The sequence below is a fragment of the Francisella persica ATCC VR-331 genome, from assembly GCF_001653955.1.
In the GTDB taxonomy this organism is placed as follows: domain Bacteria; phylum Pseudomonadota; class Gammaproteobacteria; order Francisellales; family Francisellaceae; genus Francisella; species Francisella persica.
Genome location: NZ_CP013022.1, coordinates 182,872 through 200,026 on the forward strand (window position 1 = coordinate 182,872; position 17,155 = coordinate 200,026).

Here is a 17,155-nt window from a genome sequence, read left to right on the forward strand (position 1 = left end):
TATATCGTTGATGATTATGTCGGCAAATTTGATAGATTTTAACACCATTTACAAAAAAATTAAAATCTGGTCTGGTGTAACAAATTGACAAGAGAATTTTTTAGTAATATTATTTCGTCATTTAGCAAAATATAGTTATAAAAATGAAATTAGCTCATATTGTCGACTTACAAAAAGCTTTGGGAGATGAAACTAGGATTAGAATTCTCATGGTTGTTTATCAACATCAGTTATGCCTTTGCCATTTAGCACATATTTTAAAACTTGCTAACTCAACCATATCAAAACATCTAGATATACTTAGGCGTAGTGGTTTTATTCACAAACGTAAACAAGGTAGATTTCACTATTTCTATTTTAATTCTACCTACCAGCAACAATTAAACTGGCTTTTAGATATCCTTGCAGATGATGAGACGATTCAGTCTGATCAAAAACTCATAAAACAGCTAATAGCTCAATAACTTGAGTACCTCTACCAGAGATACATGCAAAGGAGAATATCCTATGAATAATACACAACAATATTTGAACTTCAAGGTATATGGTTTAGATTGTATCGAAGAAGTCAACATCATAAAAAAAGCGTTAGGTAAGAAAATCGCCGATCAGCATATGCAGTTTGACCTACTTAATGGCAAACTTTCAATCAATTCTAGCGATATCTCTACAAAAGAAATTATAGCTTTGATAAACAAATCGGGACTAAAAGCATCAACATGGGATGAATATATTTCAAAAAATCACGATACTAATTTTTACAATAAATATTCAAGATTAATTACAACGTTAATTAGTGGTATCTTTATTGTTTTTGGTTATATTTATCATGGTTTATCTAATGGTTTTATATATGCTTTTGTTGCTAACTATAGCTCTACGCAGCTAACTCCTTTCATATCACAAATATCTTATTTACTAGCTATAGTATTTGGTAGCTGGTTTGTTATACCTAAAGCTTTAGCATCATTTAAAATACTTAGTGCCGATATGAACCTATTGATGCTAATTGCTATAGTTGGTGCGATAATTATTGGTCAACTCTTTGAGGCTGCTGTAGTGAGCTTTTTATTTGCCTTTTCACTTTTACTTGAATCATGGAGTGTCAATAATGCTCGTTCAGCAATCACCAAACTTATGCAACTAACTCCAGATAAAGCTTTAGTTTACTGCTGCCACAATAAGCAATTTGAAGAAAAACCCATAGCAGATATAAATTTAAATAAAAGGGTTATGATAAAGCCAGGTCAAAGGATTGCTTTAGATGGAGTTATTATCAGAGGTAGCAGTTATATAAACCAAGCACCAATCACTGGTGAATCAATTCTAGTGGAGAAAACAATCAATGATGAGGTTTTTGCAGGAAGTATAAATGGTAGCTCTACTATTGAAATAAGAACAACAAAAACTACTGATAATTCATCAGTTGCAAAAATAATCCAAGCTATTGAACATGCTCAATCAAAACGCTCTAAAGCTGAAAAATGGGTCGATAAGTTTGCGAGAATTTATACACCTACAATGATAGTATTAGCTTTACTAATAGCCATCTTACCACCTTTATTGCTAGGGCAAGCTTGGCTTAAATGGATATATCAAGCATTAGTTATACTTGTAGTAGCTTGCCCTTGCGCATTGGTAATATCAACACCAATTTCTATAGTTTCAAGCTTAGCAAAAGCTGCTAGAAATGGTATTTTGATAAAGGGTAGTGAATTTATAGAAATACCAGCTACACTTAAAGCTATTGCTTTTGATAAAACTGGTACATTAACTCTAGGACAACCTAGTATTACTGAAATAGTCGTAGCTGAGAACTTTTCTAAACAATACTTAATCACTATAGCAGCAAGTCTTGAAAGCACAGTTGATCACCCAATATCTAAGGCTATTTTAGACTATGCTAATAACAATAATATAATATTCACACAAGCCAGTAATACTCAAGTTATCAGTGGTAAAGGTGTAACTGGAAAAGTTGATAATAATAGTTTTTGGCTTGGTAATCATGCTTTTGCCCATGAAAAACAGCTTTGTAATAATAGCCTGTTACACCAAAAAGCTACAGAACTTAGAGATAACGGTTTGACACTTACATTTATCGGTAATAGTAAGGATATAATTGGTATTATAGCTATACAAGATAAGATAAAAGCCAATATTAAGAGCTGCCTAAGACAATTAAAAAGTCTAGGAATTAAACAAACAATTATGCTTACAGGTGATAATACTGCTACTGCAAAAGCTATTGCTACACAAGCTGGAGTTGATAGTTTTTACGCTGAACTACTACCACAAGATAAAGTTATTAAGATTGATGAGTTAGTTAATGACTATGCCAGTGTTGCAATGGTTGGTGATGGTATTAACGATGCTCCAGCTCTAGCAACAGCAAACTTGGGAATAGCAATGGCTGCTATTGGTAACGATATCGCAATAGAAACAGCAGATATTGCTTTGATGACAGATGACATCTCAAAGCTTGCTTGGCTTATCAAACATTCAAAGAAAACATTAATGATAATAAAACAAAATATAAGCTTTGCTATAGCCATAAAAGCTATTTTCATATCTTTAGCTATGCTTGATTTAGCTACTTTATGGATGGCGATAGTTGCTGATATGGGTGCTACCCTAATTGTGATAATAAACTCACTGAGATTACTAAAATAAGTTATATATCATACTTCAGCTATAATGGTAAAAATGTCTAATATCTTTCATAAATTTAAATAAAATAAGCTAACATTTTAGCTCAACATTACTATTAGGATCAGTAACTCTACGTGTAAAAGCTATATCTACGCCAAAAATCTCCATAGCAATCCAGTAGTAGGATAATATATTCTCACATCAATACCATCAACACTAGGCACTAGTTGCTCAAAACCTACTGCATAGATAACTTTGTTATACTTGTATAGATGTTTATTTATCTCTTTATCTATTGATAGGTATCTTTAAACCCTGCTATCAAGATTTTGAGAAATATTCTCTCTAACCCATTTAGCTATCTCACCCTTTAAACCAGAATTATCATACAAGATCCAACCTCCATATTAATGGCATATCTTAAAGGTTGACAATAGAAATTTGCGACATCATCAATTCCAATTTCAAGTAAGTTTCTAATAATTATAATTGCTTAATGAGATGAACCAAAAACTGTAACATTATCATCTTCGAGAAGTCATTTTTTAGTTTAGAAGATGCTAAAGCCTTAGAAAAAGAGGTATTTCTTTGGTAATCTCAAAATTATGGGTATTTAAAGATTTCGCTCAAAAACTTGTAGCTAGGATAACTTTCTTAGCCATATAAATTTCTCTCTTACCATATACCAAACGCCTTGAGCTATTTCCATATCACTAATAGTGTCAAAACTATAATCAATCTCTTGCATTAGGTTATTTGTAATTCACTGTAATGGTTCGCTAACATCTTAATTAATTGCGTAAATTCTTGTTTAGAATAATCATTAATAGCAAATTTCTGGTTTTTTGCATATTCAAAAGCTTGTGTTTAATTTTAAAAAATTAAGAAATATCAAAATTACCGACACTGAAATTTAGATCTAACCAAAGTACATCTTAGCTTTTATGCCATTATCTAAAAGCTGGCCATCAACAGCTATACCAGCAGGACCTGCACCAACTACAGTCCATTTGTTATTATGAGATTTTCATGCAACTTATCAATATTTTTACCTAGAGACTATTTATAACCAAGTAATTTAATAAGTGCTTAAATAAATACTTAGTAATATTGAATATCAGAAAATCTTATAATAGAATCATATAGCATAGGCTTTACTAAATATATAAAAATGCGTATCACTCTAAAACAACTTCAAGTCTTTGTCAATACTGCAAAATCAGAATCGATTAGTGCTGGCGCAGAAAAATGTTTCATTTCTCAGGCAGCGGCAAGTATGTCACTGTCACAACTTGAAAACATGCTTGACACAAAACTATTTGACCGTGTTGGTAAGCGTATGAAGCTAAATTCCAATGGTAAAAGTCTCATAGCTAAAGCTATTAAGATTTTAGATGAGATAGAGGAACTTGAAGCATTTAGCGCTAACAACACCCAACTATCTGGGAAAATAGTTATTGGCGCAAGTACAACAATAGCTAACTATATTTTACCTAAATATATTGCTATGTTTAGAAAACTTTATCAAGATACTGATTTTGAAATTCTCTCTGGTAATACTAAAGAGATTATCAATAGCGTTGAATCACTAAACTGTGATGTTGGTTTTGTTGAGTGTGAGTGTAATAGTCAGATAATAGCTACAACTTTATGGACAAAAGATAACTTAAAAATAGTTTGTCGTGCTAATCATCCATTATCTAGCAAAAAAAATCTAAACATAAAAGATTTACTAGAATACGAATGGGTTACGAGAGAACAAGGCTCTGGCACATTTGAGATATTTTTAAATGCTTTAGCAGATAAAGTTTCTAGTATAAAAAAAATAATAACTTTACGCAGCTCAGAAGCGATAAAACAATATATCGCCTATAGTGACTGTTTAGCCTGTATATCTGCAGTTATTACAACCCAAGCTTTAGATACAAATAAATATAGTATTCTTGAGACCAAAGATCTTGATCTAACAAGAAATTTCTACAAATTACTACATAAAAAGAAATATCATACTGCTCTAACACAAGCATTCTGTGATTTTATAGAAGAAGATATTAAATAGTTGCGATATAAAGCTTGAAAATTTTAATATTTAGCGCCATCTTTAATAAACAAACATATTAAATCTAAACCTAAGGAGATAAAATGTCTATAGGAATAATTCTACTTATAATAATAGTTATAATGGCTGTATATGTTGTTATGACGTACAATAAGCTAATTACAGAGATTGAGACTGTTAAGAACTCTGAAAAACAAATAGATGTTCAACTAGATCGACGTGCTAAGGTATTTGACTCGTTAGTTAATGTGGTCAAAAAATACATGGATTATGAGCAAACAACCTTAAAACAAGTAGTAGCGCTAAGAAACCAAGCTAACCTTGCCAAAGAAAATGGTGATATCCAAGAAAGAATAAATGCCGAAAATAAGATTTCTGATCTTGCTAAAGGTATAAATGTACAGTTTGAAAACTACCCAGAATTAAAAGCTAACCAAAACGTAATTCAGTTACAAGAAGAAATTACTTCTACTGAGAACAAACTTGCTTTCGCTAAACAAGCACTTAATGACTCAATAGAAATATATAACGCGCATAAAAAGTCTTTTTTTGCTGGAATTGTAGTTAGTATATTTAAAAAGCTTAATGAAGACTTTATTTACTGGAATATTTCGGAAGAGAAAAAACAACAACTAGAAGATTCAAGAGTGAAACTATAAAAAATGTCGGCTGCTAATAATTTAGAATATGGCTCTGTAAATTGGCGAGAAATTGTACGTAAGAATACTTATCGCACTTATTTTGTAATCGCAACATTCCTTGTAGTATTTTTCTTGTTAGGAATCTTTGTCGATACAATATGGCGCTATGGTGAATTTGTAAATACTTACTACAGTAGATATGGTATTGAATTACCCATATCAAAAGTATTTTGGGCACTGGCAACATTTCAAATACCTCCTTACGCTACTATGATAATCTCTGCTGTAGCAGTAGTTTGGGTATTTGTTACATTTAGTCTGTATGACAAAATAATGCTCTCAGGCACAGAGTATCAAGAAATCACTGCGAATAATCAAGATCCTCTCGCGAGGCGTGTCTATAATGTAGTTGAAGAGATGAAAGTAGCTGCTGGAATGCGATATATACCGAAAGTGTTTCTAATAAATGCTAATTATATGAATGCTTTTGCGTCAGGATACTCAGAGAAATCAGCAATGGTAGCTATCACTACAAAACTTGCAAATGCGCTTAATCGTGATGAATTACAGGCTGTTATGGCACATGAGCTAACCCATATTAGAAACCAAGATATCAAACTAAATCTATTTACTATTGTTTTATCTAATATGATGCTTATTATTATGGATTTCTTATTTTACTCAGTGCTTTTCTCAGGTAATAGTAATAATAACAACCGTAATAATACTGCATTTTTTATAATAATTATGATTTTAAGGTATGTGTTACAGATCTTCACTATATTTATGATGCTATTCTTAAGTCGTACCCGAGAATACATGGCTGATGCTGGTGCTGTTGAACTGATGCGTACCAATATGCCAATGGCAAATGCGTTGATAAAGATCGCAAACGATAGTAAATCTGTAGAAGTTCAATATAGCTATAAACATAATACAAATGAAAATCTACGTCGTGCATCATATATTTTTGATCCTCTTAGTGCCGGAATTAGCAGTGGTGATATGTCTGATTTGTTTTCTACTCATCCATCTATTGGTAAAAGACTCGCTTCCATTGGTGTTAAACTTAGATAAGACAAGTATAGTTTACCATCAATAAAAAACCTCTTAATACCTAGTTTAGCCTGCCATTAGCAGAGAAGTACGCTATAATTGAGTATGTAAAAAACAGGTTTAGATATGGTTAGAAAATATATTTAAAGCTTTTACAGAAAATTTAAGGAGTAACAATTTCTGAGCTTGTAATAGCTTTGACTATAAGTTAGTATTTTAGCGGTATTTGCAACTTCTATCTAATCCAAACTATGCAATTAGAATAAATATAGCCAACCAAGTATCTTTAGTAACTGCATATGCTCGTCAAGTGTATGATCTAAAATAAGATGGCAAGGATTTTTACCTAGACTTTGATCATCCTATGATTAATGATTATGGTGCAGTTACCAAAAATATAGGGTAAATCAGGAGCTAATATCATTAAAGTGAATGCTGAAATTATGATACGCCCAGAAGCAGTAACCCCTGATTCGGTACGCTAACGCTGTATTTTCTATGGTGATGATTTATGAGAGTCAAGCATACCTAACCAGTGTATATTAGGCTCAAATGTTTTCTTTAGAACACTAAAAGATAACAATACGATTAGCGCTGAGGAAAATTTTGATTTGAATAATAACCCTCCTATAGCTAATAATTATTTAGGTATAATTGATAAAGATCACTCCTGTAAAGATTGTTTAAGCTATAATTTCTAGTTGAAATATACTATAATGGCTAAGAATTTTTACTCAAAACTATATAATTCCAAACAACAAACATTAACAAACCACTAAAGAAGTAAATAAATGTCAGAACAAAAACCACGTAAAAAACTATCATTAGGCGATAGAAAAAAACCATCTACAACTAGAGTACCTAGTCTTAGTGCTAATCTTAAGACTAAGCTACAAATAAAAAAAGAAGATAACATCCAAAACTTTTTTAAAAATACTAATAAAGAGTTTAGCGATCTTTATCAACAAAGACAAATTCTTGAAGAGCAAATCAAGCAAATAGAGCAGCGACTACTGTTCGCTAAGAGTGAACCATTACAAGATTTTTTATTTGAATTAAAATCAAAAGATTTTGAGCTACTTATAAAAATTAATTCTTTTATAAATACTCTCTAATTTTTCAATTAGTAGATTAAATGGATTGCAACTTTTATAGATTAGAATACTGTTGCAAAAATCTCCTTGATACCTTTTTTAGCAAGTCCAAGCATTTTTGCAAACTCTTCTTCAGAGAAATCTTTGCCTTCTGCAGTACCTTGAATCTCAATTATGCCACCATTTGAATTCATCACCACATTCATATCAGTTTCTGCGTTTGAATCTTCATCATAATCAAGATCAAGTACTGGCTCGTTATTGTAAATACCGACAGATACTGCCGCAACTTGTGATAATAGCGGATTTGTATATTCCTCTAGCATAGCATTTTCTTTCATATATTTTATCGCAGCTGCTATAGCTAGTGATGCTCCAGTTATCGATGCAGTACGCGTACCACCATCAGCTTGGATCACATCACAATCAACCTTAATAGTATTTTCCCCTATAGCTTTAAGATCAACACTAGCACGCAATGCTCTACCTATTAGGCGCTGAATTTCTTGAGTCCTTCCAGATTGCTTACCACGCGCTGCTTCTCTATCCATACGAGTATGAGTTGAGCGCGGTAACATCCCATATTCTGCTGTTAGCCAACCTCCTCCACTATCTTTTTTAAATTTTGGTACACCTGCTACTACAGACGCTGTGCAGATAACTTTAGTATCACCAAACTCAATAAGGACTGAGCCCTCTGCATGCTTTGTAAAATTATGTGTAACTTTTAGATTGCGTAGTTGATCATTATTTCTACCACTTGGACGCATTTTAGAATCCTTTTAATTTAATTTCCTAGCCTTATAAGTGTATAATTATACAAATCGAAATTAAAATAAGAAACCCTAACTTTAAGGTATTCCTAATATATGAATATTATTAATAAATATAATTTAACCAAACAGCAAAGATATTGGCTTAGTGATGCTAAAAACCTAGTTAAGAGCTTATCTAAATTCTATGGTGAGATTAAACTAGATCAAATTTCACAACAATTTACTGATTTAAATGCTTTCGAACTATCTCTCTTAGCAATTCAAAGCGCGCTAGTAAGACAAATTACCCTTTCAAGTATTAATCAAAGCTTAGTTTTTGCTAGAACAATTATTCCTGATAATACTTATAAATATTTTACTCAAGAGTTAGATAACCTTGGTACTAAACCTATTGGTGACAATTTGCTCTTTGATAAAGATAAATTTGCTAGATATGAATTTATAATTCGTGAACTAACAGCTGAAGATTTTTATAATGAAACTTGTAGAAATATAACTGAAAAAATATTCTCACGCAGCTCTATATTTGAATATAAAGATAACCCAAAACTTAAATTTTTGATTACAGAATATTTTCTAGTTTTACCAGAGCAATACTGATTATGAATCAACAACAACTAAAAGCATATTTTATACTGATGCGGCTACATCGCCCTATTCCGATATTATTGATTTTATGGCCAACACTTACAGCACTAGTCTTAGCAAGCCGTGGGATACCAGATATTAAGTATCTAGTTATTTTCACTATTGGTGCTGTAGTGATGCGTACTGTAGGTTGTATTATTAATGATATAGTAGATATAGATTTTGACAAACATGTAGCTCGCACCAATACTCGACCTATAACAAGTGGGCAACTAAGTATTAAAAATGCTATTTACCTTTGCCTAATTCTCATATTAGTTGCTTTTATTTGTGTGCTTTTTTTAAATATCTTTACAATCTTATTATCTTTTGTGGCTTTGTTTTTAGCTATTCTTTATCCTTTTTGTAAGAGATTCTTCGCTCTACCACAGTTAGTACTCGGCTTAGCCTTTAATTTTGGTATTTTTATGTCGTTCTCAGCTATACAAAATAAAATACTCCTAGAAGCCTGGATATTTTATCTATCAACAATTTGTTGGACTATAGCTTATGATACTATTTATGCACTAGCAGATAGAGAGTTTGACCTAGAGATAGGTATAAAGTCATCTGCTGTTTTATTTGGTGATAAAGTATTTAAATATATCTTCTTATTTAATTTTTTATCTTTGATTCTTCTAATAATTCTTAGTATTTATTGTAATTTTAATATATTTTTTTATCTAGGTGTTGTTGTTTGCAGTTTATTTTTCATGAGAAATTATCTTTTATACAAAAAATTAGACATCACTAACTGTATCAATGCTTTTTCTGCTAATCACTGGGTTGGTTTGGTAATTTTTATTATTGTATTAGTACAGTATCTTAAATAATTTTTTCAAAAAATAAAAAAGGCTAGAATTAATTTAAATCTACCATAGTACACCTTAGTTACCTAAGTCAGCTTTTTTTTTATTAGTGTTTAAACCATATGAAAATATTATTAACCTTTGAACAAAAAACTATAGTTGGATATAAACAACTATTTATGAAGTAGTTTTAAAGTTATATATTTCTTGCTTACTTTTCTAAGTAATCCTAAAAATTTAAAATAAAAACTAGGAAGTACTGATACATAAAGTTACAAATTATAAGAAAGTTATTGTTAGAGCTACTTTTTTTTCTGTATTATGAATTATGATAATATTACTTGTAGCTTCAAGTATCATCAAATTACCAGCTATAGTACTAGCCTCTGCTGCTAATACCATAATCTCTTTGTCAGTTGCACCTAAGTGACTAAGCAGTGGTAAATAAATAGCTACTAATGGCACATTTGAAATTAACTGACTCAGCACAACACTTACCACTAATATGATAGGAATATAAACAAGGTTTATATCAAGGTTATTTATATATAGCTAATTTAAAAAATCAACTTTTCCACACACTCGCCATTAATACAAACATTGCTGCAAAGAAAATTAAACTATGCCAATCTACTTTAGTTATTATCCCATAACTCTGCTTTTACTAAAAAGTAAAATCGGTAAGGCTACAATAACAGTAATATAAACTAATTAATTTGTATTTGAAGATGTAGAGATGTCAAAATAATTTTAATTAAATATTAAACTATATTCAAAGATACTTTAGCTAATAATGCTAATTTTAGATCTTTATTAATTCGTATACGGGATTAAGTTGATAGTTATTATTAAAGTTGTTTTTTGTAGAAAATTTTTATCAGCAGGAATGCTGCAAACAAGTTTATCGATGTTAGAATACAAAAAAAGTTATAAATGAATTATCTAAATTAGCTTATGTCACAGTAAGGTAATTTTGCGTATTACCCAGAGGATTCATCACACTACCTATTGTCATAGCAAATGCTAATGTCAATAAAAGTACTTTGAGATTAATAATAGTCAAATTACCATTCGTAACAAGTGCTGAAACTAAACATGCTCTAAAAAAATATATAATAGTTGATTAATGTTTTTTGTTCTTTAAAATATTTTATAAATACAAATAACTAATATAACCACTCTCCTTAAATACCATACCAATCTCACAAACATACTAAATAAAAACATCATTACATCTAAATTTATCGACTTCAAGGCATTAGCAATAGAAATTTGGTGTGTGATTTAAGATAATAATTGCACCTAAAAACATTATTTGCCAGATTTAAGCTTTATATTACCAATTTGTCTAATTGCAATAAGTAATAAAAACACCAATTAAAACTATTACAATGATTATAATGTTATTTTATAGCCTTTTAATATTTATTAATAAAATACAATAGACGCAATATAATAAAAATGGTGGAGAGGAAGAGATTCGAACTCTCGATAGCCGTCAAGCTATACACGCTTTCCAAGCGTGCTCCTTTAACCACTCGGACACCTCTCCAAATAAATATTCAGTATACAGTAAAAGCCTATATTTTCAACTTTTAGATAATAATTACTCCACCAGAAACAAACATCAACGTTATAAATAAATTCTTTAACAGTTCGGTGAGATTATCCCTAAGTAGTTGACCACTAGAAGACTACCAGCAAAGCAAATATACCAGATTATAGCAGTAACGGAATATTTAAATAACCAAATGTTGATAGTACATCGATACTAACTCCATAGGTGAGTACAAATGCTGCAATTGACGAGTTTATAAGCATATAGACATATAGACACTAGTTATAGCTATAGTTTTTTATAGCTGTACCAATTTTTATAAAAAACATTGTTGCAAGTGCAGTTGAGATTGCTAAGACACTTTAAACACCGCAAAAACTAAAAATACTATATCTAGCACTTCTCGATAGTTTTACAACCTTATTAAATTATGTAATATTATCTAGACACGACTACCAAACAACAATATTGCAAAGACTACGTTTTAAAGATCAGTGTTTAACTAATGCTCCTATTGATAGATATACTGGTAACATTTCAACTCTTCCAAATGCATATTACCATTACAATAGTGCTTGTAGCTATTAAACTTTTAAATATAGACATCCCACAACAAGCATAGCTATTTGCATAGTAAATTCAAACCACTATGATAAAATAAAATGTGGGAATAGCTAATCAAACCATGCTCCAACACAAAGTAACTTAGAAATAAAACTAGCTACGAAACCAACAATTACCCATAATACAATTAACATATATTTTCCTTATGATTTATTTAAGGTAGTTATAGACAGTAGCTATACTAATTATTTAGTGCATTAGCAATATATTTAGCATTTTTACCATCTAACTCACCTTATTTATTTTTTCATAAAAAGTATCTCTAAACATGCTTAGTTTCTGCTGTGACATTTGCATATCATTGTTTTTTTATAAATATATTTATTAAGTTTTGATATCTACTACACATACTCAAAAGTATCTTGAGATATCACAAGCAGCTCTTTAACTCTAACATTTTTTAGCTTTTCGGCTTCTGATATTGTCGGTGGCACGGCTTTTGATTTTGCCACGAATATCTGGAATGATATAAAAAGTACAAGTATTGTTATAACCTCCTGAAATTTTCAGATATGAGTAATGTCTTGGAGTTAGCTTAATACCTTGTGGTGGTACTAAAGATACAAAATCATTAGCAAAAACAGGTGCATGAGTATATACCAGATTCGATTGGATTTTCATAATTTTGATAACCTGCTTCTGGATGTTTTTCTTTAATTAGATCTGCCTTATTACCTAAACAACAGGTTACCAAAACTTTATCCATTCTAAGCAACTGCTTCATCAATAACTTCTAACAACTCATCAATATCATAGTTTATAAATCCATAAGTATTAACAACCATATTAGCGTTATCATAGCTATCAACTAGGTTGAATGCTCAGCTTTAAAATTAATTATAATACGCTCCCCAGAGTCAACAAGGTTTTTATGGCAGCCAAGTTGACAAAACCAATTTTATGGATTTTAACCATAATACTTAATTCAAACAAAAAATTATAAGACTATTTTAGAACAATTTAAGATAAAAAATAGTAAATAAGTTTAGATTTAGATTAGTGTTTAATTTGATAATTGCTTTCATCACATTTAGCACCAAAATCAATCTCTGTTCTTCTATCTAAGTAAAAAGCTTTTTCAGATGCTTTGTACATACATGAGTCATTGACACCATCTTTACAGAACTCATCATAGAACTGAGTTGGCTCTGCAGCTAGTTTCAACTTACCATAGCTTACTACACAGATTTGATCTTTATTAACATTCTTATCTAGTAAGTAGTTATATACAGCTTCAGCACGTTTCTGACCGAGGTTAAAGTTATATTTCTCACTACCTCTTGGGTCAGTATTGCCAGATAGCTTAATTGGCTGATCCGGATGAGCTATTAGATAGTCTGCTGTTTTATTAAGACACTCTTTAGCATCATCAGTGACATTATAGCTATCAAAGCCAAAGTATACTGATCTACAGTTAATGTTCATAAGTTCTTTTTTCATTTGCTCAACCTGATCTGAGCTCATCTTATCAGAACCATAAATCTGCGAAGATATCTCTAGAGCTTGTGAACTATCTACCCCAGAATATTTACCTTTGATTAAATCACTATCTGGTCTCATACTAAAGCAACTTGTCAAAATAAGCATGGAACCTATAACTGCTAAGTTCATAATATTCTTTTTCATAATTTTTAACTCCTCTTATTTTTTAACTATTATCAAAACCTGAAACAACATAATTACTACCACCATCAGCAAACACTATATTACTTACACCATAGTTATCAGCTGATTTAAATGTACTAATAAAACCACCACTACTTTCATTAAGAGAAGAACCGTCTAAGCTAGCATTTGCATTAGGCATTGGTCCCTTATACCATGCACTAACTGTGACTAACAAAGTGAAAAGCTAATCAAACATATCTTAACTTAATATAAGCTAGCACATTCATCACTTAAAAGTTTTTTGGTGACCAACTTGGTGATTGTATTAGAATATTACCATTATCAGCACTTTCAATATTAAAATGATTATCACCATCTAATGATACCATATCTAACGAGCTATAACCTCTAGGGTTGGTTGATATATAAGTAATCATATCACCATATGGCGAAACTATCGGCGAACTATCTGCTTTGCCAGTTGTCAATGTAGTAATATTTCCACTAGCTAAATTAAAATCAGCAATTTGTGTGCCACTTGAGCGTGAGCTTTGGTTCATAAATACTATATTTTTGCCATCTGGAGTATAGTTTGGCTCATATGCCTGATATATTTTTGTACTTAATATTGATGATTGTGGATATTTTGAGTTTACAGAGGCTACATAAATATTTGGTCGACCATCTCTATCAGATGTAAACACTATGCTTTGACCATTTGGAGAGAATTTTGGTGCTGTGTTTATACCATTTATAGTGATTCTCTTTAATTCTTTTGTAGCTAAATTCAAGATGTAGATATTAGTTTGATCAGAATATCCTTCCGATAGCGCTAAAGCGATTTCTTTACCATTTGGTGAGAACGATGGTGCACTATTTATACCTTTGTAATTAGTTAAACACGTGACTTTACCAGTTGCTATTTCTAAAGTATAGACACCCATACTACCACCACTATAACTTGAGTAAACGATATATCGACCATCATTTGACCATGATGGCGTTGCTATTGGATTATCAGTTTGTCTTAGCACAACATGCTTATTATAACCATCATAGTCAGATATAATAAGCTCATATAATCTACCATATCTTGCATAAGGATTACTTACCTTCACATATGCTAACTTAGTTTTAAAAAAACCCTGCTCACCTGTAAGCTTATGATAAACATAGTTAGATATCTCATGTGCTAATGTTCTCATTAGAGCAACATTTATGTTTTTATAAGTAATTGCTTGGAAATAACTTGTGTCATTTCTCTTAAGTATTTGTACTTCTACAGTATAATTGTTATATGAGTTCTTTGTATATTTTGTTAAAACAACATAGTCAGATTTTAGGCTCTTCCAAGGAATATATTGCTTTTGCTTAATTTCATACTTAATCGTATCATTACCTTGTAATTTAGCATTATGGTTTAAGTCTGCAACTATTACAGAATTTACCTGCTGCGGAAACTGATCGACAACATTATCACTAACAACTGTAACTAGCGGCTTTTGAATTACTCCAGTAGTTACCTCTGCAACAAGATCGGCATAGAGATTAGAGATAAAAAAAACAAATATCGAAAAGCTCACAATGATTTTTCTCATACTATTCCTCTTTAACTTTGTTTAAATATAAAACTTATATTTTCTTTTTGTATAGTTTTTCTTGCCACATTATTTGTAATCACAGGCGGTGTGGTATTCTTAATTGCATCAATTAATGATTGATCACATCTATAATTACCAGATGTGCCTGTAAGATTAATAAATTTACCATTTCTAATAATTGCTCGAGGTAAATCATAAATTCCTCTACAAGAATCTTTAATCCAGTTAGCACCAACTCGATCTTGATACTCAGTAATATAGCTAGAAATAGCTGATTGCGCCTGATTTTGCTCAATTTGTTTCCTAGCAGCGGCTTCTGCTCTAGCTTTTGCTAATATCTCTTGACGAGCTTTTTCTTCAGCTTGTTGTTTTGCTTTACGCTTTTGTTCAGCTTCTTTTTGCTTTCTTTCTTCTGCTTGGCGTTTTGCTGCTAAAATAGCTTTTCTTTTAGCTTCAAGTTTTACTCTTTTTTCAGCTTCAGCTTTTTCCTTCATCTCTTGCTGATGACGCTTTAAAGCTTGTAATTTAGCTTGTTTTATATCTTCTTTTGCTTGTTTTAATTCTTGCTGATGACTTTCATAAGCAGAGATTTGTTTATTTAACTCATTGCTACTTATTGAGGTGGCTTGGATAATCTCAAATTTCCTTGGCATATTTGAAACTTGCGCACTCAAAGATGCCTGTGTTGATTCAAATCTTAGGCTGCTGACAAAAGATAAAATATACAACAAAATTATCAAAACAATATGGATTAATATAGCCTTAACTAAAAATGGATTCCCATCTATTTGCTTGTTACAGAACCTTAAGAATTTATGATAATTAAGATTTGCCATCTTCTGTGACTAACCCTACTTTATCAACGCCCACCCTTTGAATAAGAGCCATAGCTTTTACAACTTCACCATAACTTGCACTAGTATCCCCTCTCACATAAACAGGCTTACCATGATTTTGCTGTGACAAACTCACTACTGCATTTGCTAATGCTCCTGAACTTAAAGGTGTCTTAGGATCATTAACTCCTTGATTGATAAAATACTCACCATGTTTATTTACTGTAACAACTATTGGCTTGCTATCGTTTAAAGGTATCTTTTCTGATTGTGCTTTAGGTAGATCAACCTTTACACCTTGAGTTAAAATAGGTGTTGTAATCATAAAAATTACTAGTAGTACCAGCATAACATCAATGTAAGGTACTACATTGATTTGGACCATAGGTCGCTGTTTTCTAAAAAATCTTTTATTTCTTTTTTTCATAAGCAAAAGTCTTTATTACAAGCTTTCTTGATTTTGATGTTGTATTTCATCTCTGTGTGCTTCTTTTAGAAGTAAAATACACAAATCATCTTGAAATGACTCATAGCTTGATAAAATATCATCAACTTGGTTAGATAATTTACTGTGACCAATAACCGCAGGAATAGCAACAAAAAGACCTAATGCCGTAGCTATCAAAGCTTCAGCAATATGTGGTGCAACTACCGAAATTGTTGCTTGCTCAACGCCACCAAGCGTGTTAAACGATGACATAATACCCCATACAGTTCCAACTAGACCGATATAAGGTGCTACTGCTCCTATTGTTGCTAGTGCTGGAAGCTTTCTATCTAGCTCTTTTGCTTCTTGTGATATTGCTATACCAACGGTCCTTTCCATACCCTCTAGTATAGTATCACCTCTTAACATGCAAGTATCTTTAAGGTTATTAAACTCTCTTAAACCAGAACAAAATATTATTGATTTACCAAAAATATTTTCTTTATGTTGTAAATAATAATCGTATAACTTTTGGATATGATGTCCAGCCCAAAATAGCTTATCAAATTGCACCTGTTCATTTCGGTACTTTTTAACACGATTATTAACTTCAAACATGATTGCCCATGAGTATACTGACATTATAACTAAAGCTAACATAATAAGTTGAACTATAAAGTTTGCATGTAGTACTAGCTCAACTAAAGAAATAGAATTATCCATAAAATATTCCCAAAAAACTATAATTATTTATTTTCATAAGTACACTGCAGTTAATTATACGAAA

The 17,155-nt window shown here is 31.1% G+C and carries 15 protein-coding genes, 1 tRNA gene and 4 pseudogenes; 8 read left to right on the forward strand and 12 right to left on the reverse strand.

Annotation, left to right across the window (positions count from 1 at the left end; genetic code table 11):
- Positions 1-143: 143 nt before the first annotated feature.
- From FSC845_RS00940 to FSC845_RS00970, 6 genes are all read left to right on the forward strand, one after another.
- The gene (locus tag FSC845_RS00940) at positions 144-464 is read left to right on the forward strand and encodes an ArsR/SmtB family transcription factor (RefSeq protein ID WP_064461376.1); all 321 of its coding nucleotides are present in this window, start codon (positions 144-146) and stop codon (positions 462-464) included.
- A 43-nt stretch (positions 465-507) separates the two neighbouring features.
- Positions 508-2,673, forward strand: a complete 2,166-nt coding sequence (locus tag FSC845_RS00945) for a heavy metal translocating P-type ATPase (RefSeq protein WP_064461377.1) — start codon at positions 508-510, stop codon at positions 2,671-2,673.
- Between the two features lie 1,150 nt (positions 2,674-3,823).
- A complete protein-coding gene (locus tag FSC845_RS00955; protein ID WP_064461378.1) occupies positions 3,824-4,711 on the forward strand; it encodes a LysR substrate-binding domain-containing protein in 888 nt (295 codons plus the stop codon).
- A gap of 83 nt (positions 4,712-4,794) precedes the next feature.
- A complete protein-coding gene (locus FSC845_RS00960) occupies positions 4,795-5,370 on the forward strand; it encodes a LemA family protein (protein ID WP_064461379.1) in 576 nt (191 codons plus the stop codon).
- A 3-nt stretch (positions 5,371-5,373) separates the two neighbouring features.
- Positions 5,374-6,429: a zinc metalloprotease HtpX gene (htpX, locus tag FSC845_RS00965; RefSeq protein WP_064461380.1), complete on the forward strand. Its 1,056-nt coding sequence runs from the start codon at positions 5,374-5,376 to the stop codon at positions 6,427-6,429.
- A 770-nt stretch (positions 6,430-7,199) separates the two neighbouring features.
- Complete coding sequence (locus tag FSC845_RS00970) at positions 7,200-7,523, forward strand: hypothetical protein (RefSeq protein WP_064461381.1); 324 nt, start codon at positions 7,200-7,202, stop codon at positions 7,521-7,523.
- Positions 7,524-7,564: 41 nt separating this feature from the next.
- Here FSC845_RS00970 and rph read toward each other — a convergent pair whose 3' ends face one another.
- The gene (gene rph / locus FSC845_RS00975) at positions 7,565-8,272 is read right to left on the reverse strand and encodes a ribonuclease PH (RefSeq protein ID WP_064461382.1); all 708 of its coding nucleotides are present in this window, start codon (positions 8,270-8,272) and stop codon (positions 7,565-7,567) included.
- A 99-nt stretch (positions 8,273-8,371) separates the two neighbouring features.
- Here rph and FSC845_RS00980 point away from each other — a divergent pair, with 99 nt between their 5' ends.
- Together FSC845_RS00980 and ubiA are read left to right on the forward strand one after the other, a co-directional pair.
- Positions 8,372-8,878: a chorismate--pyruvate lyase family protein gene (locus tag FSC845_RS00980; protein ID WP_064461383.1), complete on the forward strand. Its 507-nt coding sequence runs from the start codon at positions 8,372-8,374 to the stop codon at positions 8,876-8,878.
- A 2-nt stretch (positions 8,879-8,880) separates the two neighbouring features.
- Positions 8,881-9,738, forward strand: coding sequence for a 4-hydroxybenzoate octaprenyltransferase (ubiA, locus tag FSC845_RS00985; protein WP_064461384.1), 858 nt, complete (start codon positions 8,881-8,883; stop codon positions 9,736-9,738).
- A 258-nt stretch (positions 9,739-9,996) separates the two neighbouring features.
- Here the strand turns inward: ubiA and FSC845_RS00990 are convergent.
- The 11 genes and pseudogenes from FSC845_RS00990 to tolQ all read right to left on the reverse strand — a co-directional run.
- Positions 9,997-11,116, reverse strand: a pseudogene (locus FSC845_RS00990) (SLC13 family permease); the annotation flags it as partial.
- A 60-nt stretch (positions 11,117-11,176) separates the two neighbouring features.
- Positions 11,177-11,266 (reverse strand) — tRNA-Ser (locus FSC845_RS00995).
- Between the two features lie 43 nt (positions 11,267-11,309).
- Positions 11,310-12,030, reverse strand: a pseudogene (locus FSC845_RS09495) (sulfite exporter TauE/SafE family protein).
- 16 nt (positions 12,031-12,046) lie between these two features.
- Positions 12,047-12,251, reverse strand: a pseudogene (locus FSC845_RS09500) (helix-turn-helix transcriptional regulator); the annotation flags it as partial.
- Positions 12,244-12,811 (reverse strand): annotated as a pseudogene (locus FSC845_RS01000) (30S ribosomal protein S12 methylthiotransferase RimO); the annotation flags it as partial. The pseudogenes FSC845_RS09500 and FSC845_RS01000, both read right to left, overlap by 8 nt.
- 81 nt (positions 12,812-12,892) lie before the next feature.
- Complete coding sequence (locus tag FSC845_RS01005) at positions 12,893-13,525, reverse strand: OmpA family protein (RefSeq protein ID WP_064461385.1); 633 nt, start codon at positions 13,523-13,525, stop codon at positions 12,893-12,895.
- Between the two features lie 19 nt (positions 13,526-13,544).
- A complete protein-coding gene (locus tag FSC845_RS01010) occupies positions 13,545-13,739 on the reverse strand; it encodes a hypothetical protein (RefSeq protein WP_064461386.1) in 195 nt (64 codons plus the stop codon).
- Between the two features lie 55 nt (positions 13,740-13,794).
- Positions 13,795-15,102: a PD40 domain-containing protein gene (locus FSC845_RS01015; RefSeq protein ID WP_064461387.1), complete on the reverse strand. Its 1,308-nt coding sequence runs from the start codon at positions 15,100-15,102 to the stop codon at positions 13,795-13,797.
- Between the two features lie 11 nt (positions 15,103-15,113).
- A complete protein-coding gene (locus tag FSC845_RS01020) occupies positions 15,114-15,941 on the reverse strand; it encodes a cell envelope integrity protein TolA (RefSeq protein WP_064461388.1) in 828 nt (275 codons plus the stop codon).
- Positions 15,928-16,368 (reverse strand): protein TolR, encoded by a 441-nt coding sequence (gene tolR, locus FSC845_RS01025; protein WP_064461389.1) that lies wholly within the window; start codon positions 16,366-16,368, stop codon positions 15,928-15,930. Before tolR ends, FSC845_RS01020 begins: the two co-directional genes overlap by 14 nt.
- 15 nt (positions 16,369-16,383) lie before the next feature.
- Positions 16,384-17,091: a protein TolQ gene (gene tolQ / locus FSC845_RS01030; protein ID WP_064461390.1), complete on the reverse strand. Its 708-nt coding sequence runs from the start codon at positions 17,089-17,091 to the stop codon at positions 16,384-16,386.
- Between the last annotated feature and the right edge of the window lie 64 nt (positions 17,092-17,155).

Bases quoted from the DNA above. Each gene is read 5' to 3' on its own strand.
- ubiA (WP_064461384.1), top strand. From the start codon at position 8,881: ATGAATCAACAACAACTAAAAGCATATTTTATACTGATGCGGCTACAT.
- rph (WP_064461382.1), bottom strand. From the start codon at position 8,272: ATGCGTCCAAGTGGTAGAAATAATGATCAACTACGCAATCTAAAAGTT.
- FSC845_RS00955 (WP_064461378.1), top strand. From the start codon at position 3,824: ATGCGTATCACTCTAAAACAACTTCAAGTCTTTGTCAATACTGCAAAA.
- FSC845_RS00940 (WP_064461376.1), top strand. From the start codon at position 144: ATGAAATTAGCTCATATTGTCGACTTACAAAAAGCTTTGGGAGATGAA.
- FSC845_RS00970 (WP_064461381.1), top strand. From the start codon at position 7,200: ATGTCAGAACAAAAACCACGTAAAAAACTATCATTAGGCGATAGAAAA.
- tolQ (WP_064461390.1), bottom strand. From the start codon at position 17,091: ATGGATAATTCTATTTCTTTAGTTGAGCTAGTACTACATGCAAACTTT.
- htpX (WP_064461380.1), top strand. From the start codon at position 5,374: ATGTCGGCTGCTAATAATTTAGAATATGGCTCTGTAAATTGGCGAGAA.
- FSC845_RS01020 (WP_064461388.1), bottom strand. From the start codon at position 15,941: ATGGCAAATCTTAATTATCATAAATTCTTAAGGTTCTGTAACAAGCAA.
- FSC845_RS00945 (WP_064461377.1), top strand. From the start codon at position 508: ATGAATAATACACAACAATATTTGAACTTCAAGGTATATGGTTTAGAT.
- FSC845_RS00960 (WP_064461379.1), top strand. From the start codon at position 4,795: ATGTCTATAGGAATAATTCTACTTATAATAATAGTTATAATGGCTGTA.
- FSC845_RS01015 (WP_064461387.1), bottom strand. From the start codon at position 15,102: ATGAGAAAAATCATTGTGAGCTTTTCGATATTTGTTTTTTTTATCTCT.
- tolR (WP_064461389.1), bottom strand. From the start codon at position 16,368: ATGAAAAAAAGAAATAAAAGATTTTTTAGAAAACAGCGACCTATGGTC.
- FSC845_RS00980 (WP_064461383.1), top strand. From the start codon at position 8,372: ATGAATATTATTAATAAATATAATTTAACCAAACAGCAAAGATATTGG.